Source organism: Methanosphaera sp. DEW79, from assembly GCF_003266085.1.
Taxonomy (GTDB): Archaea; Methanobacteriota; Methanobacteria; order Methanobacteriales; family Methanobacteriaceae; genus Methanosphaera; species Methanosphaera stadtmanae.
The window spans coordinates 1-26031 of the sequence record NZ_MUZW01000021.1; the positions used below are offsets into that span (position 1 = coordinate 1).

Sequence of the window (26031 nt, forward strand, 5' to 3'; positions counted from 1 at the left end):
AATTAATTAGTATAATAAATCCATCAATAATAAAATTAATATATAAATTATTTTATAAATATATATAATATTAATTCTTGATAAAAAAGGGAGGTTTCTCATGGTAGCAAAAGAATATTATGATACATTATTAAAAATTACTGATATAATGGAAGAAAAAGGTGGAGGTATTATTTATATTCGTAATGAACCTGATTGTTACACAATAGGTACTCGTTATTATGATGAGGATATTGCAGAATTTTTAGATAATACTGTAGAAGAATGGTTTGGAGAAGAATCCACCCTTCAAAAGAAATCTAAAAAACGATCTAAAAAACAAGATAAAGTAGAAGAATTATACTACTTATGGAAAATAACTTTACCAGAATAAATTTTATCCTTCTAGTCGAAATAGCCTAACATTTAATAGGTAGAATGAATTAGACAAAAGAAAGAATTACTTAGAATAAATCAGTAGTAATGCATGTCATGGTTTAAAGATAATTATTTAAGCCTAAAAAAAAGTATGCTATGATTAAAAATAAACCCATGGACTATGGGGGATAGCTCGATTAATCTAAACTATAATGTTTATTGCCCGAGAATCCTAGACTTTTATATGTCAGGAGTAAGTCAATAACCTTCACTATTTTTTTAATACTTTTAATATATTATGAAGAATTTCAGATAATTTATTAAATAAATTATTACTTAATATAATAATAGATTAAGAGAAGTTAATGTGTTATAAGAATTTTTGTATTTATTTTTTATATTCATTAAGGTGGATTTTGTGATAGAAGAAATATATAATAAATCATTAGATAATGAAATTACTAAAGAAGATGCTATAGAATTAGTCAGATCTGCAAATCAGTTTGAATTATTTGATACTGCTGATAAATTAAGACAAACTATTGTTGGTGATAAAGTAACTTATGTTGTTAATAAGGCTATTGATATAACTGATAATTGTATGATTGGCTGTAAATTCTGTTCTTTTAGAAATTTTGAAAATTATAAAATGACTAATGAAGAAATTTCTGAAAGTATTGTTCAGGCAAAAACAGTGGGAGCTACTGAGATATGTTTATTTGGTGGAATTACTAGGGATATGGATATAGATTATTATTGTAATCTTATCGAAAATATTAAAAATCAACATGAAATATGTTTACATGCATTATCTCCTGCAGAAATATATCAAACTGCTAAAAATTCAAATATAACTACTTTTGAAGCTTTAAGTAGGTTAAAAGATGTAGGAATGGATACAATGACTGGTGCATCTGCAGAAATTTTAGTTGATTCAATAAGAAAACAAATCTGTCCAAATAAGGTATCTACAGCCGATTGGGCAAAGATTGTTAAGGAAGCTCATGAATTGGGAATTCCAACAACTTCAACTATAATGTATGGAAGTATTGAAACATGGGAAGATAGGATAGAACACATGTTTTTATTAAAGGAAATTCAGGAAGAAACTCATGGATTTACTGAATTTGTTCCAATGACATTTTTAGGTGAAAATAATGAGCTTGGAAAAATATCTAATGGTGCTACAGGTATTGAGGATTTAAAAATCCATGCAATTTCCAGAATAATCTTTGGGGATGTAATTCCAAATATTCAAGTTTCATGGGTAAAGTTAGGCCTAAGAATGACACAAGTTGCTCTAACATGTGGTGCTAATGATATTGGTGGAACAATGATTGAAGATAAAATATCCACAGCTGCAGGTGGTGGTTATGGTGGATATTTACCTGTAGAAAAAATCAAACAATTAATTAAGGATATTGGTAGAATTCCACAAGAGAGAACTACTAAGTATGAGATGTTGTAATTGTTTTTAAGAAGAAGTATGTATTAATATGATATGTATTTCAACACTATTTTTTTTATTTTATTGAATTATTCTCTATTTTATAATAAATATAAAAAAGGGGGGGGGGAGTCAGATTTATGCATGTTTGTTAAGCATTTTGGTACGTTCTTGTGATGTTAATTCGTCTACTATTTCTATAGGTTTTCCATGATCTAAAAGTTTTCCCTCACGCATTAATGCTGCAGTGTCACAACATTCAAGTACAAAGTCCATATCGTGTGATATTATAATAAAAGTTTGGTCAAGTTCTTCACGAGCATTTAATATTGATTCTGTAACATTACGTCTTGTTATAGGATCCATTGTACCAGTAGGTTCATCTAATATTATTATGTTTGGTTCTTTAATAAGAATCTGTGCAAGAGCGACTCTGTGTCTTTCTCCACCACTCATTTGATCAGGATATTTTTCAAGTAATGATGCTGCTTCTTCTTCTTTAAATCCAACAGCTGTTAATACATGTAATGATTTCATTTTTGCAAATTCTGAGGGTAAGTCAAGACTAATTGCATCAGTTAAATTTCCAAGTATTGTTTTATATGGGTATAGACTGAAATCTTGGTGTAATAATCCTATATGTGGTGTTACACGTCCTCTGTGCATTGGTCCTTTTTTAGACATATCTATCCATTCTTCACCAAGTCTTATTTCAATTTCTCCATCACTTGGTTCTATAAGTCCTGCAATTAATTTTGAAAGTGTTGTTTTTCCAGCTCCACTTAATCCTACAACACTTGCAATTTCTCCTTCATTAATTGTTAGTGTTACTCCATCAACTGATTTTACAACTCCCCGTGTTGTTGAGAAATAATACTTTTTAAGATCATCCATTTTAATTAAAGCATCACCTATTGTTACTGCCGGATGTTTTTTAGGTAATGGTATTTCTTTAATGAATTTTGAAACAATATCTTCAGGTTTACCTTCATCTATTATTTTTCCATTATCTAACCATATAACTCTGTCAGATAAATCTTCAATTACTTCAGGCCAGTGTGAATTTATAATCATGGTAATATTTTTATTTTTAACACCACTAAGTAGAGCAGAATGTATTAATTTTGCTGTTTTAGGGTCAAGAGTACCTGTAGGTTCATCAGCTAAGAATACCATTGGATTTTTTGCTAATTGTCTGGCTAATACAATTCTTTGTTTTTCTCCTCCACTTAAATCACGGGCAATGTGAGTTGTTCTATGTTCCATGCGTGTCATTTTAAGAAGTTTTATTGCTTTGTTAACATTATCTTCATCACGTTGATTTTCAAAGGATTTCATTATATTTTCAATTACTGTTTCTTCTTCATATAATGCAAATGTTCTTTGTAACATGATGGATATTCTTTTTTTAATGTCTAAAAATTCTTTTCTAGAACAGTTCCATAGATTTATTTCTCTAAGTTCTGTTTTTTCTCCACAGGAACATGTTTGTCCTGCAGTAGATGGTGTATCTACATGATTACATTTTGGACAGTATGCAACATGGTATATTACTTCTCCTTCATCTGGTATATACTCAGGAATACCACGTAACATATTTAGTAGTACTGATTTTCCAGATCCACTTCTTCCAAGAATACCAAGAACTTCTCCTTCTTCAATTTCTAAGTTAATGTTGTCTAGTACAATAGTATTGTCAAATTTTTTTGTAACATTTTTAACTTCAATAAAACTCATTTTTTTACACCTAATCAAAGTAATTTTTTTGTTTCTAATAAATTTAGTTTCGATTCATTCAAACTTGTTTATATATTATAATATGTTATTTACTATTATTATATTAACCTACAATAAAATCTATTAATATTTTTTCATAACCTCTAAATTTATAATAATTTGTAATAATTTGTAATAAACTTTTTATTAGATTAGAAGTATATATAAAAATATATATAATTATAATTTTTATTATTTATTTTTACATTATGTATACACATTAAAAATTATAATCACTTCAATCACATAAAGAGGTTAAAGCATGCTCACAGCAGTTCAAAGAGAGATTTTACAAAGTTTAATTAATTTATATAGAAAATCCAAATGTACTTCCGTTAAATGTGAAAGTATAGCTGATTTGATGGGTAGAAATTCTGGAACAATACGTAATCAAATGCAATCTTTACGTAGTTTAGGATTAGTTCAAGGTGTTCCTGGACCAAGAGGAGGATATAAACCTACATTGGAGGCATATCATACTCTAAATATAGAAAATGATCCATGTGAAATTCATGTACCAATATATGTTAATGGCGCAATTGTTTCAGATATTTCCGTTAATAAAATAGAATTTACCAGTATTTTAAGACCAGGGGATTGTGAAGCAACAATTTCAGTATTAGGAGATATTAAACAATTAGATCTTGATGATACTATTAAAATTGGTCCAACTCCTGTAAATAATTTAACTGTTGATGGAACAATTATTGGAAGGGATGATGTAGATAATGTACTTCTAATTAAAACAAAAAATATTATAAGTATTCCTAATGTTAAACTAAGGGATATTGCTACTCAACAGATAAAAAGTATAACTCCTCAAATGCAACTTACTGATATTTGTAAAATATTATCAGAAAATAATCAAATAGGAGCACCAATAGTTGATGATGATAACAACATATTAGGTGTTATAAGATATTCTGATATTATAGATGCTGTAGCTGCTAATAAGATGGATAGTACTGCTGAGGAGTTTATGCGCGAGTCTGTTGTAACTGCAAGAGATAATATTAGTTTATCAAATGGTATGACATTATTACTACAAAATGATGTAACAGCATTAATATTATTAGATAAGAATAATGAAATTTATGGAATTGTATCATTTAATGATATGTTAAAAAGATTATTAGATTCTTCAAATTAATCTTTTTCCAACTTATTTTATTTCAACTCCCATAAAATTTTTTTAAATTTATTTTTTTATGAGGTTAATTACAATGAAAGTTAAACATTTAAATATAACAGAAAACATGACAATCTCTGAATTTATAACTCAACTAGATGAATCAGGTGTTTTAGGGGCAGGTAGAATTGCACATGCAACAAATTTACTTGCAGATTCAATGAAAGATCCTGAAACAAAGATATTTCTAAGTCTGGCAGGACCAATGGTTCCTGGAGGATTAAGAAAGGTAGTTCGAGATTTAGTAAAAAATGGATATGTTGATTTGATAATATCAAGTGGAGCAAATTTAACACATGACTTAGTAGAATCATTTGGTGGAAGACATTATGCAGGTTTACATGAAGATGATGAATCACTACAAGATAGTGGAATTGGACGTATAGGTGATATCTATACAAAATCTGAGGACTTTGAAGTGTTTGAAGAGGAAATACATAAAATATTTGCTAAGATAAATGAGAAATATAATTCAATATCCATTCAAAAATTTTTATATGAAATTGGATTGTTAATTGAGGATGATGAATCTATTATTAAAACAGCAGCTTCTAACAATGTTCCAATATTTGCACCAGGCTTAATTGATTGTATGATTGGATTACAACTATGGATTTACTGTCAAGATCATGATTTTACAATAAGTGCAGTGGAAGATATGGCATATTTATCTGATTTTGTATATAACTCTAAAAATGTAACTGCATGCATGCTTGGTGGAGGATTACCAAAACATTATACCCTAGCATCTAACATATTAACTGGTGGAATTGATGCTGGAATTCAAATTACATTAGATAGGAGTGAAGGTGGAAGTTTAAGTGGAGCACCACTTGAAGAAGCAAAATCATGGGCAAAAGCTAAAAAAGGTTCTAATCTAGTAACAGTTGTGGGTGATGCAACAGTACTATTTCCATTGATTGTTGCAGGCGCATTAGATAAAATAAAATAAGGTTTTTTTCATGTTATTTGATGCGTTATGTTATGCTTTATCTGGATTTTTTATGAAATTCTCAGATGAAGCTATGGATACTAAAAATAATAAGGTACTTGCAATAATTACTGGATTGTTATGTGTATTTTTCACAGTACTAGTTTGTGCTACAAGTATGGATGCTGTATTTATTTTTGTTAGTATTCTTATTGGAACTGCTTTAGCAAAAAAAGTTGATTCTATAAATCACATAATATCTGCCATAATATTTATTCTATTGTTGTATATAATAGCACCTCAGTTTTGGGCTATTTTACTTAATGAATTCGGTTGGATTTGGCTAATGTTATGTATAATTGCAGCATATATTGATGAGAAGGGTAATGATTTTTCTGATAATAAAGAAAAAAATAATGAAGAAGTTACATTAGTAGATAAATTCTTCAAATATAGATATGCTCTTAAAGTAACAGTACTTATCATATCATTAATAGGATTATTATTTAGATTTTTCTCAATTACTCAAGGAATTTATTTATTTAATCCAATGACTTTCATATGTTTCTATTTATTTGATTTAAGTTATGAATTTGTAGGATTATACTTTGATAGATTCTATGATCTCTTCTAATGCTTTTTTAGGATTTGAAGCATTGTATATGCTACGTCCTACAATTGCAGCATTGGAATATTGGAGTGTGTCTTTTGCATTACCTCCTTGGAATCCAACACCTGGTGAGATTATAAATGAATCTTTACCAACTACTTCTCTAATTTTTTTTAATCTATCTATTTTTGTTGCTGGAGCTACATAATTTTTAATTCCTAAATCTACTCCCATCTGTGCAATATCTAAGGATACTGGTTTTAGGAATTTATCTGCACCGGGATGTGACATTTCTGTTAATAGAAATATTTCTTTGTCTAATTTTTCTGCCATAGTTTTACATGCCAATACACTATCTTCTCCAGTAAATCCATGTACTATTATTGCATCTGCACCGTAGTTTAATGTAGTTTTTACTATTTTTTCATTTGTTGCATCTATATCCGCTACTTTAAAGTCTGCAATGATTTTTACATCATATTCTTCTTTTATTGAAGTTATAATAGAAGGACCTAGGGCTAGTGTTATGGGATAACCAATTTTTATAGTATCTAAATATTCTGTTGTTTGATCTAATATTTCATAGGCTTTATTTTTCTCTTCTACATCTAGAGCTAATATTATCTGGTTTTTAACATTCATATTTACTTATTTAATTTACTAAATAGAAATACTTTGTTTAATTTTTCTCATGTTTTTATTGAACTTTTTTTTTAGACTATGTCTTTTTTTTGTTTGTATAGTGGATTATTATTTGTTTTAATTTTTATTTTTTTTAATAAAACACTATATTTTTAGGTTTGGTTAAATAGTTTATTTTTTATATTTTCTTAAAAATTACAATTTTTTATTCTATTTTTTAATTATTATTTCTTTGATTCTTAAAAATAACTTATATTTATATTTTTCTAAAAATATATATATTAGACTTTTTTTTCTCATAAAACTAAGTATTACTCACATATAAAATTAAAATATTTTTTAATTTTTAATCCAAATATTTAAATAATATTCTGAATAGAGTATTATACATTATTTTATTATAATGATTAGAATTACTTGATAATAAAATAAATTTTATATTATATTTTTTTTATGGAAAATATAAGGAGGAAAAATAATGCATATAATGGAAGGTTTTCTGCCACCACTATGGTGTCTAATTTACTACATAATATGTATACCATTTATAGTTTATGGTATAATGCAGATAAGAAAAGTTACTGCAGAAAGTGATGAAGCCATGCCTATGTTAGCATTATCTGGTGCTTTCATGTTTATATTATCATCATTAAAAATGCCATCTGTAACTGGTAGTTGTTCACATCCATGTGGTAATGGATTTGGTGCTGTATTCTTTGGACCGGCAGTAGTAGGAGTTTTATCCGTAATAGTATTAGTATTCCAAGCAGTTATATTAGCACACGGAGGAATAACAACCCTTGGAGCAAACGTGTTATCCATGGGTATTATTGGTCCTTTATGTGGATATGCAGTTTGGTTAGGACTTAGAAAATTAAATGTAAATGATGAAATTGCAATGTTCTTTACAGCATTTGTCGCAGATTTAATGACATATGTGGTAACAGCTATAGAATTATCTTTAGCATTCCCAAAACCAGATTTCTTCACAGCTTTGGTTACTTTCTTAGGAATCTTTGCAGTTACCCAAATACCATTAGCAATAGCTGAAGGTATATTAACAATGGTAATTTACAGATTCATTAAACAACAGAAACCAGATATTCTTGTAAAGTTAAGAGTAATTTCAAAAGAAGAAGCAGGAGTTAACTAAAATGGTTTCAAACACAACAAAAAATATTATCCTACTTTTAATAGTGGGAGTATTGATTGTTCTCCCATTAGCTTATTATAATGGTCATGGTGAAGATGATGGATACTTTGGTGGATCAGATGATGCTGGTGGAGATGCTATAACAGAAAACAACCCAGATTACCAAGTATGGGCTGAACCATTATGGGAACCACCTAGTGGTGAAATTCAAAGTCTTTTATTCTGTTTACAAACAGCAATAGGAGCAATTATAATTGGTTATATTTTTGGTTACTGGAAAGGACAATCAAAAAGAGATTAAGTGTAAAAACATACACTTGTTTTTTCACTTTTTTTTTAGAAAAAACATTATTAAGAAATTTTTTTTATAAAAATCTATTAAAATATTAGTTTTTCAAAAAATCGGAAGAAATAATTTTTTATAAAGTGGTGAATAAATAATGTCAATATTTGAGGATACATTAGATCATTATGCTTCCCATAATAATTTAGTAGATGCTAATATTTATTACAAACTTTTATTCTCTGTAATTACATTAATTTTAAATTTATTTGCTAATTCACCAATAATGCCATTTATTATATTTATACTAAGTACAATTCTTATTTTATTTAAAGCAAAGATACCATCTAGATTTTATGCAACATTTATGTTAGTACCATTTAGTTTTGCTATAATATCAGTAATATTTATGGCATTTTTCATTGGTATAGGTCCACATATTTGGGATTTAGGTCTTTTTGGATGGGGAATTACAGCTGATGGTTTAAACAGGGGTGTACTTGTATTTTTCAAAGTAATGGGTGGTGTAGCTGCACTATCATTTCTTATATTAACAACACCTGTTAATAGGTTATTTGCAGTATTTAATGAGTTACATCTTCCAACTGAACTTGTTGATTTGGCAATATTAATGTATAGATACATATTCCTATTTTTGGATGTTACAGAAACAATGTATTACTCTCAAAAAACAAGACTTGGATATAATGGTTATTCAAGTTGGATGAATTGTCTTGCAGCACTAGCTGGTATGGTATTTATAAGAACTTGGGAACAAGGAGAAATGGCATACAAGGCATTAGCTTCAAGAGGATACAATGGAAAATTAAACATGTTCTACCATGGAAGTACAATTCATGACATAACAATTAAACAATGGATTATATTAATAGTATTTGAAGTACTACTAGCATATTCTATATATGTCACAGCATCAATAAATGTGGTACCTTATTTAATACCAGTATAGATAATAAATATTAATAGGATGGATTTTCATGACAACAATATTAGAAACTAAAAACTTAGTATATAACTATCCTGATGGAACAGAAGCTCTAAAAGGAATTGATTTTAAACTTGAAGAAGGAGAAATGATTTCATTATTAGGTCATAATGGTGCAGGTAAAAGTACACTTTTTCTTCATTTCAATGGAATAATTGAACCTACATCTGGTAGTGTTGAAATTGATGGTGAAACACTAAAATATGATAAAAAAAGTTTACTTGCAGCAAGACAAAAAGTTGGAATAGTATTTCAAAATCCAGATGATCAATTATTTGCACCAACAGTACTTGAAGATGTTGCTTTTGGACCAATGAATATGGGTTTATCAGAAGAGGAAGTAAAAACAAGGTCTATGGATGCACTAGAAAAGGTAGGTATGTCTGATTATGCAGAAAAACCACCACATCATTTAAGTGGTGGACAGAAAAAACGTGTAGCTATTGCAGGTATTCTATCAATGAAACCTAAGGTAATGGTTCTAGATGAACCTACAAGTGGTTTAGATCCAAATGGTGCTTCAAGTATAATGCAACTGTTATATGATTTAAATAAGGAAGGAATGACTATTATAATATCAACACACGATGTTGATTTGGTACCATTATATTCTGATGATATTGAAGTAATAGTTGATGGAAAAATAATTAAATCAGGAACATGTAAAGAAATATTTACAGATAAAGAAGTTATTGAAGAAGCAGATTTACGCTTACCTTGGATAGGTCAATTATTTGAAAAATTAGATAAAGAACATAACATAACATTTGGTAATGGCTATCCATTAACAGTATCTGATGCATATGATGCATTATTAACAAAATTATAATAAATATAATTTTTTAAAGGCTTAATGTAGAATATTTTAGGATATTTTACAACTATTTTTTTTGTGATGTTTTTAGAAGAATAATTACTTTTTTTTGTTAAGTCTAGTTAATTACCTAATCTATCTAATAAATCATGAATTGTTGTTTATGTATCTATTTTTAGCATTTAACTATTAAGAGATTGACCTTTAAAAACTAAAATATATTAAAAGTTAAGTAATTAACTCTATTCTAGTTTTTCACACGTATTTTACTTTATATTTTTTAAGATTTCTCATTAATTTTTTTAAATCCTGTTTATAATTATTTTCTTGCTTTAAAAACATTAAATAAATTTATAAATCAATAAAATAGAAAACTAGAATTAACTCTACTCATGAATAATACTTTGAATATGTAGAAAAGTGAAACTAGAAAGAAGTATCAAGAACAAAATTATCTGTGCTAAAATGTGATTTTGTTAAATCTAAAAATATTAATCCATTATGTTTTGGCAATGACCCATTATTTAATAAAATATTATTAATTATGTGAAACATAAATAAATACTAATAATCAATTAGTAAAAACAATAATTTTAATATAAAAGTACTGTTTTTTATTTTAACTTAATAATAATTTTTATTTATTTATAAAAAAAATATATGGGAGGAACAAATCAGTGTCTAATGAAATAGATGTAGATTATTTTCAAAAAATAATTAAAAAATTAGAATCTAGAGTAGATTATGTAGATATAAGAGTAGGAGATTCTACTAGTAATTCTATAGTAATGAAGGATAGTAAAATAGATAATGTGGATACTGGAATAAATTTTGCAGTTGGAATTCGTGTACTACAAAATGGTGCATGGGGTTCAGCATTCACCTCAGATATAAATAAGGTGGAAGATGTGGCAAATAAAGCAACAATACTTGCAAATCAATTAAGTAGTGATGTTGAACTAACTCCGGCAAATCCACAAGAAGATACAGTTGAATCAAAAGCAAAAATTAAGATAGATGATGTTACATTCGAAGATAAAATTAGTTGCATGAAAGAAGCAAATGATGCTGCTCAACTAGATGGTATACAAAGTACAAACATCACATATTCAGAAGTAGAAGGAACTAATTTACTTCTAAGTAGTGAAGGAACATGTATTCTTTCAAATAATAATAGAACAATCTTTTCTATGAATGCTGTTGCATCAAATGGTGAAGTTATGCAAATAGGACATAAAAGTCTCGGTGGTGTACAGGGTTTTGAAATAATTAAAGATGCAGATTTAGAATCATTTGGAAGAAGTATTTCTGAAAAAGCAATAGGATTACTCGATGCAAAAACACCACCATCTGGTGATTTTCCAGTTATATTAGATCCTGAACTTGCAGGAGTATTTATACATGAAGCACTAGGTCATGCTTCAGAGGCAGATATTATACTTCAAAATGATTCAATACTAAAGGATAAACAGGGACAAAAGATTGGATCTGATTTAATAACTGTTGTAGATGATGCAACAAGAGAAGATGCATTTGGATATTATGCATATGATGTTGAAGGAACTAAAACATCTAAAAATGTTCTAGTAGAAAAGGGTGTACTTAAATCAGTTCTTAGTTCACGTGAAACTGCAAAAAAATTAGGACGTCAATCAAGTGGAAATGCAAGATCCATAATTAAAGATCAACCGATTGTACGTATGAGTAATACATATATCCAACCTGGAGAATCATCATTTGATGAATTAATTGAAGATATGTCAACAGGAATTTATCTTAAAGGATCTCGTGGTGGACAAGTAGATACTGGACGTGGAGTATTCCAATTTAATGCAGTAGAAGCATATACTATAAATAATGGTGAACTTGATGATCATATAAGGGATGTATCCTTGTCTGGAAGTACATTAGATATATTAAATAATGTAACAGGAGTAGGATCTGACTTTAAATTAAGTGTAGGGTTCTGTGGTAAAGATGGTCAAACAGCACCTGTAGGTGATGGGGGACCTCATATAAGAGTAAGTAAGGCAACTGTTGGTGGGGTATAAAAATGCAATGTGGATTATTAACTGAAAAAGAAGGTAATCTTCTTCTTAAAATAGCACGTGATAATATTCGTTGTTATCTAGAAAATAAGGACTATCAAATACCAGAAGATATTCCCTCAATTTTTAGGGAAAAATTAGGTGTATTTGTAACTTTGAATATTAATAATAATTTAAGGGGCTGTATTGGTTATCCAGAACCATATAAACCATTAATTGATGCTGTTTTAGATGTTTCAATAGCAGCTGCAGTAAATGATCCACGTTTTATGCCATTAACATTAGATGAATTTCAAAATATTACTATTGAAATAAGTGTACTTACAAAACCTACAAAAGTAATAGTTAAGGATTATAATGAATATCTTGATAAACTAGAAGTAGGTGTTGATGGTTTAATTATCGAATCTGATTATAATAGGGGTTTATTACTTCCACAAGTACCTATAGAACAAAACTGGGATATTGAAGAGTTTCTTGAAAATTTATGTTATAAGGCAGGCTTAGCCTCTGATGCATGGATGAGTGCTACAACAGACATATTTAAGTTTCAAGCACAAATATTTCAAGAATAGGATAAATTATTTTAGAATAACATATAAGGAGAATGAAACATGAAATTGCCACATATACCAACACCAGATGAAATTATTGACAAGGCATTTAACAGGGCAAGTAAAGCAGCTTCTAAAGTTAGAAGTTCAAAATTACATCCACGTGTAAAGGGTAAGAGAATTGAAGAAGTAAGAGTAGATACAGCATGTGATATTATTACAAGCACATTTAATGGAATTGTTGTAGGAACACCTATAATAGAGGAATTACCAGAATTCTATCAGGATTATATTGATATAGTAGTAGGTGTAGATCAGTATAAACATTCATTAGGTGCAGTTTTCTGGGCTTTAGGTGTTATAAAACAAATTCAATCACAATACACTAGCAGAATAAGAAAGTCAGATTCACTTAGTGCTATTCCAATAAGAAAAGAAGCATATGGTAGAATAGTATCTATTGTTAAAAGAATAGAAGATGAACTTGACTTTTTAGATTTCTGTAAACGTGAACTAAAAAATATGCCTAATATAAATTTTGATGCTATAAGAGTAGTTATTGCAGGTTTTCCAAATGTTGGAAAATCCACATTACTAAATAATATTACTGATGCAAGTCCTAAGGTAGCAAATTATCCATTTACAACACAAGGATTACAGATAGGAAATTATGAATTGGGATATAAGAAGTATCAAATTATAGATACTCCTGGTTTACTTGATAGATCTATTAATGATATGAATGAAATTGAATTAAATGCTATAGCAGCATTGGAACATTTAGGTAATATTATCATATATATTTTCGATCCATCTGAAACTTCAGGATTTTTAATGGAAAATCAGTATTTATTATATGCTGAAATTAAGAAGGTATTTGAAACACAGATGATTTGTTTATTTAATAAAACTGATTTATTAGAAGATGATAGTGTTATTGAGGAATATTCTCAAAAAATAGATGATCCTATATTCAAGACAAGTATTAATGATTTAAGTAATATTAGTGATATTAAAAATTTAATTGAAGAATTAGGAGAATCATTTACTCCAGAAGATAAATACACAGAACAATATGCACTTCGTCATCCTAGAAAATAGAAATATTGCCGTATTTTTTTATTTTCTCAACTACTTTTTTTTTAAATATATAATTAACGTATTTTTATCATTATTTTTCAGTGTTTTAATTAAATAAGTCTTTTTTAAAAATTTTAAGTTAAGAATAAATTTACAAACTTATATATACTTTAAGTTAAACATTATTGTATAACTAAATTATTTAAATTTAGGACAATTCTGGAGGATTGATTTCAATGCAAAAAGTAAATGTAGAATCAAAAGATGAAGAGAAAACAGAAGAAGAATGTCAATGTAACGCACAAACTGATGAAAAAACTGAAGATTACAAAGTATATGGTGCAGATGAAACAGAGAATGCAACTAATGAAGAATCAAGAGATGCTGCTGATGATGCAAAAAAAGCAGCAGAGAAAATGTTAAATGATGTTTACGCAACATTTAAATCAAAACAAAAAGAATGGAATAAAACATTTGAGGAATACACAGCAAATAAACCTCTAATTGATTTATTTGAATATGATGACTGTTTAGTTCTTAAAATGGATTTACCAAGAGTAAAAAAAGATGATATTTCAATTACAATGGCTCCAGATTCTATTGAAATAACTGCAGAATTCCCTTCTATTGAAGATGAAAATAAAGAAGTTAAAATATTAAGGAGAGAAAGATGTACAGGTAGAACTAAAAATATCATACCAATACCTGTTGATGTAAAAGTAGAAGATGTATCTGCTTCATTTGAAAACTTTGAATTGGTAGTAACTCTTCCTAAAGTAAAACCTAAAAAAGTAGATGTTGAAATAGTATAATTTTTCTTTTCTTTTTTTATTTCTTTAGAAATAATATTTTATTTTTTAATAGTATAAGAACTCTTTTTAAATTTATTTATCTCTTTTTAATAACATTATAATAATTACACTATACAGATGTATATATTATATAATAAAATTTTTAATTAATAGGTGGTATTATGAAACCTTATGTTATTTTAATTAGTTCTGCATCAGGTATTGGTAAGTCAACAATAGCATCAGAAGTAGCAAATACTCTGGGAATTAAGTATTTGATAGAAACAGATTTTATAAGGGCAATAGTAAGAGGTATTATAGGGTCAGAATATGCGCCAGCTCTACATAAATCATCATACAATGCATATACAACACTAAGAGATACATATAATTTTAAATCAGAGGAAGAGTTAATTACTGCAGGATATGAAGAACATGCTTCATTTGTAATTCCTGCTATAGAAAAAGTAATTTCAAGATGTGTTTTAGACAATGATTCAATAGTAATTGAAGGAGTACATCTAGTTCCAGGTTTAATTAATATAAAACAATTTGAAGATTTGGCTAATATTCATTTTTTTGTATTAACAGTTGATGAAAAACAACACCAGGAAAGATTTATACAAAGGGCTCTTGCCATAAAAAGAGGTGGAACACAGATTGATTACTTTAAGGAAAATAGAATAATTAATGATGCTCTAGTTAGTCAAGCAAAAACACTCAATATTCCAGTAATTTTCAATAATAATAAGGATACAACAGTAAAAAAGGTATTACAGTACATAAATGAAGTATCAAGAATTGTGTTTGTAAGACATACAGTTGATGATATAGATTTAGAAAGGGAGATTATAACTAAGCATGGTGGAAGAATAACTGATATTTCATATTATATTCCAGAATTTAAAGAACCATTAACGAGAATTGTGGAAAATTATGAGGATAATACATCCTCTGGTAAATTTATAAATGTAATAGAACATGAAACTAAACAAAAAGAATCATTAGGAACATTATATGAATTATCAAACAATATACATAGTCATCATTTATATGCACCAGATGAAAATAAATTAAACGATATAATTCAGGAATTAAAAGAAAATAATCTTTTATATGATGAAAATCTTGTAAAAAAATAAATACATATTGCATATATAAATTTAGTATAGATAAAAGAGGAATTAAAAACATGGATGAAAAAACATTTAATAATAATGATTTAATGAAATCAGATTGTCCAGTATGTGGAGGACATAAAACATTATCAATAACAAATAAAACAGATAATATTCCCTACTTTGGAGATATTCTAGAAACTTCTGTGTCCTGTTCAGAGTGCGGATATCAATCATCAGATAGTATATCATTGGAACATAATGAACCTGCACGTTTTACTCTTAAAATAAATAATACTAAGCTAAATACAAGAGTTGCAAAGTCACAGACAGCAACAATAACAATACCACATTTAGGTCTAAAAGTTGAACCTGGACCAAAATCTGATGGTTATGTTTCAAATGTGGAAGGTATTTTAAATAGATTTGAAGAAGCAGTATTAAGGGCAATAAAACTTGAAGGTGCAGAAATATCAAAAGAAGTTCAAGATAATGCATTGAATATCATAGAACTTATTACTAAGGTTAAAATGGGTGATATGGAAGTTGATTTAATACTAGAAGATCCATTTGGAAATAGTGTTATTGATGATGATGATGCTCAAAAAGAGTTATTAACACAAGAAGAAGCAGATAAATTACAAACTGGTTTTACAACAATAGACCAGTAAGAGTATATGGTGGTTAATATGACAGTATTAGATATAATAGAAAAAAGATACAGTGTAAGAGGATATGAGGATAGGCCTGTTGAAGATGAAAAATTACAACAAGTATTAAAAGCAGCACAACTTGCTCCTACAGGAGTTAATAGTCAAGCATTTAAAATATATGTTATTGACACAAAAAAACATGAACAAAAACTAAGAGAAGTATATGATAATGACTGGTTTGTTGAAGCTCCAATAGTACTTGCAGTTGTAAGTAAGGCAAATGATGCATGGACAAGACCATGGGATTTAGAAAATCTTAATGAGATTGATGCAACAATAGTAATGGATCATATGATATTAACTGCAACAGAACTTGGTCTTGGAACTTGTTATATTGGTGCATTCCATGAAAGACCATTAATTGAACTTCTTGATTTATCTGAGGAATATCATCCAGTATTGTTGACTCCACTTGGTTATCCTGATGCTAAACCAAGAGAAACAACACGTAAAAGTATAGAAGAACTTGTTGAATATATATAATATTCACCTATTTTTATTATTTTTATAGATTATTAATTATTAATTAAATAACTATTATTTATATTGAAGTTTTAATAAATACATAGTATTTAATGAAAGATATCTCTTATTGTGTACAGGGAGATATGTGTAACTTTTTAATCATTCTAATCTAGAATCATCTTTCTACACTATGTTAATAAATAAGTTAAAATTGAAAAATAAGTTGATAAAAGTCATATCTAATAAAAATAAAGAATATTAGTAAATATTAAAAAAAAGTATGAAGAAATTTACTTAAAATAAGTTATCTTCGTCATCTTCATCATTATCTGGTTTATCATTGATTTTGAGGGTAGCTTTTACATCCATACTTAATGCATCACAGTCAGCTTTAATTGCATCGAGGTGTTTTAATATTCTTATTTTTTCTTCATTTATTCTTTCAATGTTTGTGTATGGATATGTTGATTCTTTTAACATCTCATATTCTACTGTGGAGTATGGGTAGTCATTTAATTGTTTACATACATTAACAAGTACGTCTCCAAGGAATTTGTTCATTTCTACTTTTACTCTTTCTCTTATCATTTTGTCGTCGTCAAGGTTTTCTTTCATGAGACGTACTACTTCAGCTTTTGCAAAAGGTAATTTTTCTTCATTTTCATCCATGTATTCTTCTGTGTTTGCTTCTGTTTTGTCTACTTCTACATCTTCTACTTCGGTAGTTTTATTCATTTCTTCAAAATCGTCCATATTATTACCTCATATATATTATACTCAGTTTGTATTCTAAGTATTATTATATTTGTTATTTAATACTAATAAAGATGATGTTTATTTTTATTTTTTGATTAAAATATTGATAGTTTCAATTACTAATTTTAATTATATTTAGGGTAACTTTTATTTATTGAAAGATATTTTTTAGTTTATGATGATATGTTCATAAAATATTCAAACTTAAATCTAGTGTCTGTGCACTATTTGTTATAAATCCACTTGAGATAACATCAACATCAAGTGTAGCATACTTTGTAATTGTTGCAGGTGTTATACCACCACTTACCTCAATAATCACATCATCCCGTAGATGACGTTGTTTGAGAGTTACTAGTACTTCTTCAATTTCATCAGGATTCATATTATCTAACATTACAATATCTGCACCAAACATACTTGCACGTATAGCATCATCTAAATTTTCAACTTCAATCTCAATTTTCTTTGTGAAACTAACATTTTCCTTAGCCCTATCAATAGCTTCAATAACACCACCCACAACTTGTATATGATTATCCTTTATAAGTACACAATCATCTAATTTAAATCTATGTGTATCCCCACCACCAATTTCAACAGCTTTTTTTTCAAGTTTTTGAAGTCCAGGTGTTGTTTTACGAGTACATGCAACACGTATTTTTGGATTTATTTCATGAACTTTCTTACATGTGTTAGATACAAGTGTGGCAATTCCACTAAGATGCATTAAATAATTAAGAATTGTTCTCTCAACCATTAATATATCCTTTGCTTTTCCTTCAAATTCAAGAATAACATCACCCTTATGAATTTCATCCCCATCTAGAAAACTACTAGAGATATTTAGATTAAATTCATTGATAATATAATGGGCAACATCCATTCCTGCAAGAATTCCCTCATCTTTACATAATATTTCTGCTTGTGCCCATTTATCTTCTGTAACTAAACTGTTAGTTGTAATATCCTCAAATCCTATGTCATCATAAACATTTTCTATAATTCTATTATCACTAAAAATACTCATTATTCTCCTTCCATATTTAATTATTATATAATTATTAAGTTTTATTTCTTTAAAATAATTAAGTATTAAAGAATATATAGTAGTATATAATTATAAAAGAATAATTTTTTTCAATAATTTAAAAAAAGAGGTTATTAATATTATAGAATTAACTTTTTTAGGTACAGCATCAGCAATTCCTACAAGATCAAGAAATCATACATCAATAATAATTAAGATATCCAATAGAATGATTCTCTTTGACTGTGGTGAAGCAACACAAAAACAAATTATGGAAGCTGGAATAAGTCCTATGAAGATAGATGATATATACATAACACACTTACATGGTGATCATATTCTAGGTCTTCCAGGTATTGTTCAATCATTAGCATTTCGTGGAAGAACAAGACCATTACATATTTATGGTCCAAGAGGAATAAATGAATTAATAGATCATATAAGACATATGGGCTTTTATACGATAGGATATGAATTAATAACCCATGAAATAGAAGATGATGGGATTCTATATCAACAAAATGATTTTAGAATATTATCTAGAAAAATGAAACATACTGTTGTTGATTATGCATATAAAATCGAGCAATTAAGACAACCTAAGTTTCTAAGACAGAAAGCTATTGAATTAGGCATACCTCCAGGTCCACTATTTGGAAAACTTCAAGCAGGAAAAGAAGTAACAGTAGATGGTAAGATAATAAAACCAGAACAAGTGTTAGGACCACCACGTGAAGGTGTAAAAGTAGTATTTAGTGGGGATACAATTCCACAAGAATCTATGATAGAGTTTGCAGAGAATGTTGATGTGTTGATACATGAGGCAACATTTACCAAGGACATTAAAGAAAAAGCATTTGAAAATGGACATACTGTAGCAGAAGATGCAGCAGTAATTGCTAAAAAAGCTAATGTTGAACAATTAATATTAACACATTTATCAAATAGGTACACATCCTCAAAACCATTACTTGATGAGGCAAAGACCATATTTGAAAATACTGTATATGCAGAGGATTTAATGGTTGTTATTATAGAGAATAAAAAACCAGTACAAATAAATTTCAAAAAATAACATAATTTATAGATGATAGTTGTTAATTATTATTTCTTTAGAAAGATTTTTCTTAAGATAACTTTTAATTATTTATAGAAATATAACTATTATTACATAACAATAAAAATAATATAGTGATAAAAATGGGCTTATTTAATAGTATTGAAATTGATCCAAATGTAATTCCCTACATACAAAAGGGAGAAGGTGTAGGAATAGTTAAAATAGATGGAATGGGTAAATGTTCTGCAAAACTAGAAAACAATGCAATAATACTCGATCCATATGAATCACCACAACAATCTCAAATAATATCTCTTGAGGAAATTAATTTTCTAAGTTATGATGAAGGAAACTTCATCAATGAACCAAAATTTAATATTGGAACATCTGGAAAACATTATGTGCTAGCTGGTGTGGATGATAATGATGATGAATTAAAACGGTTCTATAATACAATTTTAAATATTAAAGAAAATAGTAGAATTCCAAAATATCAAAATGGTATGCCACAACCAAATACTCATGTGACAAATCCAAATAAACAACCACAACTCCAACATAATAATATGGATTTTAATCCTTCAGTAAACAACTCCACAGAACAATCCCAACCTCACCTACTTAATAATGATGATGTTATAGATGGACAAGATAAGATGGATCCTGTAGCTGAAATTAGAAGATACTTTGAATTAAAAGAAGATGGAATTATTACAGAAGAAGAATTTACTAAGAAGAAAAAACAATTACTTGGACTTTAAACTTAATATCCTCACCATTTCTTTTTTTTTGGACAATAGTTTTCAAAGTTTCTTTTAATAAATATCTATTATGAGGGGTATTATGAATAAAACAAAAATTCCCAATTTAATAGTTGGATTTGTTATTGGAATTACTGTTATAATTGTGGCAATAATATATCTATTTGTAAAATAAAGGTACACCTATAGGAGCACATTTTTTTTTACAAATGTTTTTTTTTAAAATAATATTAAAAATCATCAACATATATAATAATTAATTAAAAAATTTTTTTTAAAATAGAAAAAAGAACTTAATAATAAAATCATGAATTAGGTGAAAAATATCATGAAAACACCATGGGTAGAAAAATACAGACCACAAACATTAGATGATGTAGTAGGACAAGAACAAATTGTTGGAAGGCTAAAAAGATATGTAGAAGAAAAATCATTACCTAATATAATGTTTACGGGATTTGCAGGGGTAGGAAAAACAACATGTGCTCTTGCATTAGCAAAAAGTTTATTAGGTGAATATTGGCAACAAAACTTCCTTGAACTCAATGCATCAGATGCAAGGGGAATAGATACTGTAAGAAATGAAATTAAAAGCTTCTGTAAACTTAAAGCTGTAGGTGCTCCATTTAGAATAATATTCCTTGATGAGGTGGATAACATGACAAAAGATGCTCAGCAAGCATTAAGACGTGAAATGGAAATGTATACTAAAACATCTTCATTTATATTATCATGTAACTATTCATCTAAAATAATAGATCCAATACAATCAAGATGTGCAATATTTAGATTTTCACCAATTAAAGCAGCTAATATCATTAAACGTTTAAAATACATAGCATCAGAGGAAGGAATAGAAGCAGAACAATCAGCACTTGAAAATATTGTTTACTTTACTCAAGGTGATATGAGAAAATCTATTAACATTCTTCAAGCATCAACAACCACAGAAAACACAGTAACAGAAGAAGCAGTATATGATGTAATAAGTAGAGCAAAACCTAAAGATGTTCGTAAAATCATTAATAAAGCATTAAATCATGATTTTATGGAAGCACGTGATTTACTCAGGGATATTATGATTATTGAAGGAGTTAGTGGTGATGATTTAATTACACAATTCTATCAAGAAGTAGCACAAATGACACAAGAAGAACTAATTCCAGAAGTAGAATTTATAAAATTAATGGAATATATGAGTGAATGTGATTATAGAATAAGAGAAGGTTCTAATCCAAGACTTCAATTAGAAGCTTTATTAAGTAAATTTTTATTAGTTAAACAGGATGCATAAAATTGAAATGGGTAGAAAAATATGCACCTAAAAAATTAGGTGACGTACTTGGAAATGCCAAAGCAAAGGCACAGATAGAAGTATGGGCAAATAAATGGTCAAAAGGTGTTCCACAAAAACCATTATTATTAATGGGTCCTCCAGGAATTGGAAAAACCACAATTGCACATTTAGTTGGAAAAGAATATTTTTCTGAAACAATAGAAGTTAATGCTAGTGATAAAAGATCATATGATATTATAAAAAGTAGTATTGGTGAAGCTGCACAAACTAGAAGTCTTTTTCATTCAGGATATAAATTGTTAATAATGGATGAAGTTGATGGAATAAGTGGACGTGATGATTCTGGTGGTGCACGTGCAGTAAATGAAACTATTAAGAATTCAAAACAACCAATAATTTTAATGGCCAATGATGCATATAGTAAACGTTTAACTTCTATTAAACCTAAATGTCAAGGAATAAAGTTTACAAAAGTTCATACAAATTCAATCAATGCACAATTAAAAAGAATATGTGCAAGAGAAGATATAGAATATGATTCAGAAGCATTATATACATTAAGTAAGGAATCAAATGGTGATTTAAGATCTGCAATAACAAGTTTAGAAGCTATTGTTGATAATGATAAAAAAATTACAAAGGATAGTTTATCTGTTATAGCAAAAAAAGATGGTGAACAAAATATTTTTGATACTGTTGTAGCAGTTTTAAAAAGTAAAAATCCAGAGCATGTTGCTGAAGCTATGAGAGTTAATACTCAGCCACCATTTCTAATAGAATTAATTGCAGAAAATATTCCAAGAGAGTATGAAAGAACAAATGAAATAGTAAAGGCTTATGAAATGATTTCTCTTGCTGATGTTAATTTGGGAAGAGCATTCAGAACACAAAACTACACATACTGGAAATATGCCTTTTTATTCATGGGACGAGGAGTAGCAGCAGCAAAAAAACAAACATATAAGAAGTTTTCAAGGATTATAACACCAACAATATACACTAAACTTTCAAAATCAAGAAAAAATAGAAATTTAAAAGAACAAGTAACACAGAAGATGAGTTTAAAACTACATACCTCTCCTAAGGAATTGGAAAAACAATTAGTATTCTATGAAGAATTGTTTAAAGATAATGAACAAGCATATGATTTAAAACAGTATTTTAAATTAACAGATGATGAAGTAAAACTTTTCAGATCAAGAAAAATACCAGCTTCTGTAGAGAAAAAACGTTTAACAAAACTTAGAAAAGAACAAGAACTTGAAGAAAAAGAAATTCAAAAACAAAAGATAATAGATGCTAAAAAAGTAGAACTTAAAGAAGAATCTAAAAATAAAAAAGAAATTAAAGTTAAAACTAAAAAAGACACTGTTGAGGATAGTTCTAAAACAAAATCTACAACTAAATCAAAGAAAACTAGTAAATCAACACCAACAAAAAAAGTTACAAAAACTAAAAAATCTTCAAATTCCACAACTAAAAATAAGACAGAATCACCTAAAAATTCTAGTAAAACTTCATCTAAAACAAGTGTTGATGATAAAAAAACTTCTAAGAAAAATAATAAAAAGAAATCAAGACAAACTACACTATTTGATTTCTAATTTTACCTCTTTTTTTGTTGATTATAGTATACATTCCATAAAATTATTAGAATTAGATAATATACATATCTACTATAATAATTTAAAAGAAATTAGGATGTGGTAATTCAATGTTTTTTTATGCAGATAATATGATGAATTTTGCTTTTTCAAAATCTATAGATAATGAAGAGGAAATAGAGGAAGGTTATGCTATTATGGGTGTTGGATTTGACAGTACAACAAGTTACATGGCAGGTTCAAGGTATGGTCCAAAGGCTGTTAGAGAAGCTTCATATAATTTTGAATCATATAATTTATCATTTGATACTTCACTAACTGCTTGTAGTTATGATATTGGAGATGTGTTTGTAAATACAGGAAATTATGAAACAACACATGTTATGATTAAAGATACTGTAAAATCCATCCTTGAGATGGATTTGTATCCTATTGTAATAGGGGGAGAACACACAATTACAAATGGTGTTCTTGGTGGTATATATGATTTTAATGAGGATCTTTTTCATAATTTAACAGTAGTGCATTTTGATGCTCATTTTGATATGAGAGATACATATCTTGATGAGAAATATTCACATGCAACAGTACTTAGAAGAATCCATGAACACAAACCCCAACAAATAATACAACTAGGTATACGATCAGCACAAAAAGAAGAATATGAATATGTAAAACAACAAGATAACATTTCATACTATACAAATCATGATATTAAAGAAAATAAGAACGAAATACTAAAAGTATTAGAAAAAATAGATACACCCATTTATATTACAGTAGATATTGATGTCCTAGATCCAGCATATGCACCCTCTGTAGGAACACCAGCACCATGTGGAATTACACCATATGATTTGGAGGATATGATTGGAGTACTTTCAAAAAAGAATGTGGTGGGTATTGATGTGGTTGAAGTTTCATCAAATACAATAGGAGATACAACAAGTATAAATGCAGCAAAGGTAATCTATGACTTTTTATCACTACAAGACTAACTAAACTTAATAACAAATAAAATATATAATTTTAAATAATAACTTAAAAAATTAATTAATAAAAAGATGATTTAAAATGTTTCCAGTTACAAGAATGAGAAGAATGAGATCAGATGAAAGAATAAGAAGCATGTTTCGTGAAACAAGTGTAGATATTAGTGATTTTATATATCCACTATATATTAAAGAATCAACAGAAAATGGAAATCCTGAAGAAATAAGTACAATGCCCGGTCAATACAGATATTCTGTTGATGATGCAGTAGATTTTGCAGGACTTCTTGAAGATGATGGTTTAACATCAGTAATACTCTTTGGAATACCAGATTATAAAGATGAAAAAGCATCCAGTGCATATGATAAAAATGGTATAATTCAACAAACAATCAAAGCATTAAAAGAACAAACAAACCTCGTTGTTTTAGGTGATGTTTGTATGTGTGAATATACAGATCATGGACATTGTGGTATAATAAAAGATAACTATGTTCAAAACGATGAAACACTAAAATATCTATCAAAAATAGCAGTAAGCTATGCAGATGCAGGAGTAGATGTAGTAGCACCAAGTGATATGATGGATGGAAGAGTAGGTGCAATTCGTGAAGCACTAGATAAAAATGATTATATCAATACTCCAATATTTTCATATGCAGCAAAATATGCATCCACATACTATGCACCATTTAGGGATGCAGCAGATTCAACTCCAAGCTTTGGTGATCGTAAATCCTATCAAATGGATCCAGCAAATTTCAATGAAGCAATTAGAGAAGTAGCATTAGATGTTCAAGAAGGAACAGATGCTATTATTGTTAAACCAGCACTAGCATATTTAGATGTCTTACGTGAAGTAAAACAAACATTTAAAATGCCAACAATAGCATACCAAGTAAGTGGTGAATATTCAATGATACAGGCAGGAATAGAAAAAGGATACATTACAGAAGATTTACTATATGAAACACTACTTAGTATAAAACGTGCTGGAGCAGATATGATTATAAGTTATTTTGTACCACAACTACTTGGTATAGAATAGAACAATATCTTCTTTTTTTACTTTTTTTAGTACCTAAAAGATTTAATTTTAAAACAATTCCATTTTTAATTTTAAATGGATTTAATACTAAAATCATACACTTTTTTTTTATAATACTTGTTAAAATACTTGCTAATTTTTATTTTAGTAACTTAAATATCTTTTATATGTATTTTTAATTGTGGTGATGTAATTTAAGTAAATTTAAATTCTAAATCTATTGGATCTTTTATAAAAACTTTAGCCCCTTAGATAGATCATTGTTGACTTAACTGTTGTAATGCCGTCTTTGTCTTTTCTGTTGTGTTTATTGCTTGGTTTATTAATAATACGCGTAAAAATACGTATTTTGTGAATGATTCTGGTTTATATTTGTGTATTTTATGCATATTGAATGCTTGTTTACATACTTTGAAGAAATCTTCAATATAACCTCTTGGTTTATATTTTTTCCATTCTTTTAGTTTTTTTTTAATAATAATGTTATTGCTAGTTTTATTTCTCTT

The 26031-nt window shown here is 28.0% G+C and carries 27 protein-coding genes; 22 read left to right on the top strand and 5 right to left on the bottom strand.

What is annotated here, in order from left to right; genetic code table 11:
• Positions 1 to 100 precede the first annotated feature (100 nt).
• On the top strand, positions 101 to 373 hold the full coding sequence (locus BZ132_RS02060; protein ID WP_011405992.1) for a hypothetical protein: 273 nt from the start codon (positions 101 to 103) through the stop codon (positions 371 to 373).
• A gap of 402 nt (positions 374 to 775) precedes the next feature.
• Positions 776 to 1825: a 5-amino-6-(D-ribitylamino)uracil--L-tyrosine 4-hydroxyphenyl transferase CofH gene (gene cofH / locus BZ132_RS02065; protein ID WP_011405993.1), complete on the top strand. Its 1050-nt coding sequence runs from the start codon at positions 776 to 778 to the stop codon at positions 1823 to 1825.
• 117 nt (positions 1826 to 1942) lie between these two features.
• Here the strand turns inward: cofH and atwA are convergent, their stop codons facing one another.
• On the bottom strand, positions 1943 to 3541 hold the full coding sequence (gene atwA / locus BZ132_RS02070; RefSeq protein WP_112149357.1) for a methyl coenzyme M reductase system, component A2: 1599 nt from the start codon (positions 3539 to 3541) through the stop codon (positions 1943 to 1945).
• Positions 3542 to 3842: 301 nt separating this feature from the next.
• Here atwA and BZ132_RS02075 point away from each other — a divergent pair, with 301 nt between their 5' ends.
• The 3 genes from BZ132_RS02075 to BZ132_RS02085 all read left to right on the top strand — a co-directional run bounded on the left by BZ132_RS02075 (position 3843) and on the right by BZ132_RS02085 (position 6334).
• Positions 3843 to 4730 (top strand): CBS domain-containing protein, encoded by an 888-nt coding sequence (locus BZ132_RS02075; RefSeq protein WP_011405995.1) that lies wholly within the window; start codon positions 3843 to 3845, stop codon positions 4728 to 4730.
• Between the two features lie 73 nt (positions 4731 to 4803).
• A complete protein-coding gene (locus BZ132_RS02080; protein ID WP_011405996.1) occupies positions 4804 to 5721 on the top strand; it encodes a deoxyhypusine synthase in 918 nt (305 codons plus the stop codon).
• Between the two features lie 10 nt (positions 5722 to 5731).
• The gene (locus BZ132_RS02085) at positions 5732 to 6334 is read left to right on the top strand and encodes a hypothetical protein (protein ID WP_286940310.1); all 603 of its coding nucleotides are present in this window, start codon (positions 5732 to 5734) and stop codon (positions 6332 to 6334) included.
• On the opposite strand, the gene pyrF is transcribed toward BZ132_RS02085, so the two are convergent.
• Positions 6302 to 6952: an orotidine-5'-phosphate decarboxylase gene (pyrF, locus tag BZ132_RS02090; protein WP_112149358.1), complete on the bottom strand. Its 651-nt coding sequence runs from the start codon at positions 6950 to 6952 to the stop codon at positions 6302 to 6304. The two genes, BZ132_RS02085 and pyrF, sit on opposite strands and share 33 nt — an antisense overlap.
• A gap of 478 nt (positions 6953 to 7430) precedes the next feature.
• On the opposite strand from pyrF, the gene BZ132_RS02095 reads away from it, so the two are divergent.
• From BZ132_RS02095 to BZ132_RS02145, 11 genes are all read left to right on the top strand, one after another.
• Positions 7431 to 8105 carry an energy-coupling factor ABC transporter permease gene (locus tag BZ132_RS02095; RefSeq protein WP_011405999.1) on the top strand — a complete coding sequence of 225 codons (675 nt, stop codon included), beginning with the start codon at positions 7431 to 7433 and terminating at the stop codon, positions 8103 to 8105.
• A 1-nt stretch (position 8106) separates the two neighbouring features.
• Entirely contained in the window at positions 8107 to 8406 is a 300-nt protein-coding gene (locus BZ132_RS02100) for an energy-coupling factor ABC transporter substrate-binding protein (RefSeq protein ID WP_011406000.1), read from the top strand.
• 139 nt (positions 8407 to 8545) lie between these two features.
• The gene (gene cbiQ, locus BZ132_RS02105; protein ID WP_286940315.1) at positions 8546 to 9358 is read left to right on the top strand and encodes a cobalt ECF transporter T component CbiQ; all 813 of its coding nucleotides are present in this window, start codon (positions 8546 to 8548) and stop codon (positions 9356 to 9358) included.
• Between the two features lie 28 nt (positions 9359 to 9386).
• Positions 9387 to 10223, top strand: a complete 837-nt coding sequence (locus BZ132_RS02110; RefSeq protein ID WP_112149360.1) for an ATP-binding cassette domain-containing protein — start codon at positions 9387 to 9389, stop codon at positions 10221 to 10223.
• 662 nt (positions 10224 to 10885) lie between these two features.
• Complete coding sequence (locus tag BZ132_RS02115) at positions 10886 to 12259, top strand: TldD/PmbA family protein (protein WP_011406003.1); 1374 nt, start codon at positions 10886 to 10888, stop codon at positions 12257 to 12259.
• Between the two features lie 2 nt (positions 12260 to 12261).
• Complete coding sequence (locus BZ132_RS02120) at positions 12262 to 12831, top strand: TIGR00296 family protein (RefSeq protein ID WP_011406004.1); 570 nt, start codon at positions 12262 to 12264, stop codon at positions 12829 to 12831.
• Between the two features lie 39 nt (positions 12832 to 12870).
• Positions 12871 to 13911, top strand: a complete 1041-nt coding sequence (locus BZ132_RS02125; RefSeq protein WP_011406005.1) for a GTPase — start codon at positions 12871 to 12873, stop codon at positions 13909 to 13911.
• Positions 13912 to 14126: 215 nt separating this feature from the next.
• Positions 14127 to 14702, top strand: coding sequence for an Hsp20/alpha crystallin family protein (locus BZ132_RS02130; protein WP_011406006.1), 576 nt, complete (start codon positions 14127 to 14129; stop codon positions 14700 to 14702).
• Between the two features lie 158 nt (positions 14703 to 14860).
• A complete protein-coding gene (locus BZ132_RS02135) occupies positions 14861 to 15823 on the top strand; it encodes a 3H domain-containing protein (RefSeq protein WP_048059689.1) in 963 nt (320 codons plus the stop codon).
• 50 nt (positions 15824 to 15873) lie between these two features.
• On the top strand, positions 15874 to 16470 hold the full coding sequence (locus BZ132_RS02140) for a ZPR1 zinc finger domain-containing protein (protein ID WP_011406008.1): 597 nt from the start codon (positions 15874 to 15876) through the stop codon (positions 16468 to 16470).
• Between the two features lie 18 nt (positions 16471 to 16488).
• Positions 16489 to 16995 carry a nitroreductase family protein gene (locus BZ132_RS02145; RefSeq protein ID WP_011406009.1) on the top strand — a complete coding sequence of 169 codons (507 nt, stop codon included), beginning with the start codon at positions 16489 to 16491 and terminating at the stop codon, positions 16993 to 16995.
• 276 nt (positions 16996 to 17271) lie between these two features.
• Here the strand turns inward: BZ132_RS02145 and BZ132_RS02150 are convergent, their stop codons facing one another.
• The gene (locus BZ132_RS02150; RefSeq protein ID WP_048059816.1) at positions 17272 to 17712 is read right to left on the bottom strand and encodes a hypothetical protein; all 441 of its coding nucleotides are present in this window, start codon (positions 17710 to 17712) and stop codon (positions 17272 to 17274) included.
• A 208-nt stretch (positions 17713 to 17920) separates the two neighbouring features.
• The gene (gene nadC, locus BZ132_RS02155; protein WP_011406011.1) at positions 17921 to 18763 is read right to left on the bottom strand and encodes a carboxylating nicotinate-nucleotide diphosphorylase; all 843 of its coding nucleotides are present in this window, start codon (positions 18761 to 18763) and stop codon (positions 17921 to 17923) included.
• A 142-nt stretch (positions 18764 to 18905) separates the two neighbouring features.
• Here nadC and rnz point away from each other — a divergent pair, with 142 nt between their 5' ends.
• The 6 genes from rnz to hemB all read left to right on the top strand — a co-directional run bounded on the left by rnz (position 18906) and on the right by hemB (position 25525).
• On the top strand, positions 18906 to 19838 hold the full coding sequence (gene rnz, locus BZ132_RS02160) for a ribonuclease Z (RefSeq protein WP_112149362.1): 933 nt from the start codon (positions 18906 to 18908) through the stop codon (positions 19836 to 19838).
• Between the two features lie 125 nt (positions 19839 to 19963).
• Positions 19964 to 20584: an SHOCT domain-containing protein gene (locus BZ132_RS02165; RefSeq protein ID WP_286940323.1), complete on the top strand. Its 621-nt coding sequence runs from the start codon at positions 19964 to 19966 to the stop codon at positions 20582 to 20584.
• Between the two features lie 328 nt (positions 20585 to 20912).
• On the top strand, positions 20913 to 21878 hold the full coding sequence (locus BZ132_RS02170) for a replication factor C small subunit (protein ID WP_011406014.1): 966 nt from the start codon (positions 20913 to 20915) through the stop codon (positions 21876 to 21878).
• 2 nt (positions 21879 to 21880) lie between these two features.
• Entirely contained in the window at positions 21881 to 23485 is a 1605-nt protein-coding gene (locus BZ132_RS02175) for a replication factor C large subunit (protein ID WP_011406015.1), read from the top strand.
• Positions 23486 to 23595: 110 nt separating this feature from the next.
• Positions 23596 to 24483, top strand: a complete 888-nt coding sequence (gene speB / locus BZ132_RS02180; protein ID WP_011406016.1) for an agmatinase — start codon at positions 23596 to 23598, stop codon at positions 24481 to 24483.
• Positions 24484 to 24559: 76 nt separating this feature from the next.
• A complete protein-coding gene (hemB, locus tag BZ132_RS02185) occupies positions 24560 to 25525 on the top strand; it encodes a porphobilinogen synthase (protein ID WP_011406017.1) in 966 nt (321 codons plus the stop codon).
• Positions 25526 to 25782: 257 nt separating this feature from the next.
• Here hemB and BZ132_RS02190 read toward each other — a convergent pair.
• Positions 25783 to 26031, bottom strand: a 249-nt coding sequence (locus BZ132_RS02190) for a transposase (protein ID WP_353743714.1), incomplete at its 5' end; no start/stop codon positions are given.

Excerpts from the sequence above, each read along its gene's own strand:
- BZ132_RS02060 (WP_011405992.1), top strand. The coding sequence starts at position 101 with ATGGTAGCAAAAGAATATTATGATACATTATTAAAAATTACTGATATA.
- atwA (WP_112149357.1), bottom strand. The coding sequence starts at position 3,541 with ATGAGTTTTATTGAAGTTAAAAATGTTACAAAAAAATTTGACAATACT.
- BZ132_RS02075 (WP_011405995.1), top strand. The coding sequence starts at position 3,843 with ATGCTCACAGCAGTTCAAAGAGAGATTTTACAAAGTTTAATTAATTTA.
- BZ132_RS02080 (WP_011405996.1), top strand. The coding sequence starts at position 4,804 with ATGAAAGTTAAACATTTAAATATAACAGAAAACATGACAATCTCTGAA.
- BZ132_RS02085 (WP_286940310.1), top strand. The coding sequence starts at position 5,732 with ATGTTATTTGATGCGTTATGTTATGCTTTATCTGGATTTTTTATGAAA.
- pyrF (WP_112149358.1), bottom strand. The coding sequence starts at position 6,952 with ATGAATGTTAAAAACCAGATAATATTAGCTCTAGATGTAGAAGAGAAA.
- BZ132_RS02095 (WP_011405999.1), top strand. The coding sequence starts at position 7,431 with ATGCATATAATGGAAGGTTTTCTGCCACCACTATGGTGTCTAATTTAC.
- BZ132_RS02100 (WP_011406000.1), top strand. The coding sequence starts at position 8,107 with ATGGTTTCAAACACAACAAAAAATATTATCCTACTTTTAATAGTGGGA.
- cbiQ (WP_286940315.1), top strand. The coding sequence starts at position 8,546 with ATGTCAATATTTGAGGATACATTAGATCATTATGCTTCCCATAATAAT.
- BZ132_RS02110 (WP_112149360.1), top strand. The coding sequence starts at position 9,387 with ATGACAACAATATTAGAAACTAAAAACTTAGTATATAACTATCCTGAT.
- BZ132_RS02120 (WP_011406004.1), top strand. The coding sequence starts at position 12,262 with ATGCAATGTGGATTATTAACTGAAAAAGAAGGTAATCTTCTTCTTAAA.
- BZ132_RS02125 (WP_011406005.1), top strand. The coding sequence starts at position 12,871 with ATGAAATTGCCACATATACCAACACCAGATGAAATTATTGACAAGGCA.
- BZ132_RS02130 (WP_011406006.1), top strand. The coding sequence starts at position 14,127 with ATGCAAAAAGTAAATGTAGAATCAAAAGATGAAGAGAAAACAGAAGAA.
- BZ132_RS02140 (WP_011406008.1), top strand. The coding sequence starts at position 15,874 with ATGGATGAAAAAACATTTAATAATAATGATTTAATGAAATCAGATTGT.
- BZ132_RS02145 (WP_011406009.1), top strand. The coding sequence starts at position 16,489 with ATGACAGTATTAGATATAATAGAAAAAAGATACAGTGTAAGAGGATAT.
- BZ132_RS02150 (WP_048059816.1), bottom strand. The coding sequence starts at position 17,712 with ATGAATAAAACTACCGAAGTAGAAGATGTAGAAGTAGACAAAACAGAA.
- nadC (WP_011406011.1), bottom strand. The coding sequence starts at position 18,763 with ATGAGTATTTTTAGTGATAATAGAATTATAGAAAATGTTTATGATGAC.
- BZ132_RS02165 (WP_286940323.1), top strand. The coding sequence starts at position 19,964 with ATGGGCTTATTTAATAGTATTGAAATTGATCCAAATGTAATTCCCTAC.
- BZ132_RS02170 (WP_011406014.1), top strand. The coding sequence starts at position 20,913 with ATGAAAACACCATGGGTAGAAAAATACAGACCACAAACATTAGATGAT.
- speB (WP_011406016.1), top strand. The coding sequence starts at position 23,596 with ATGTTTTTTTATGCAGATAATATGATGAATTTTGCTTTTTCAAAATCT.
- hemB (WP_011406017.1), top strand. The coding sequence starts at position 24,560 with ATGTTTCCAGTTACAAGAATGAGAAGAATGAGATCAGATGAAAGAATA.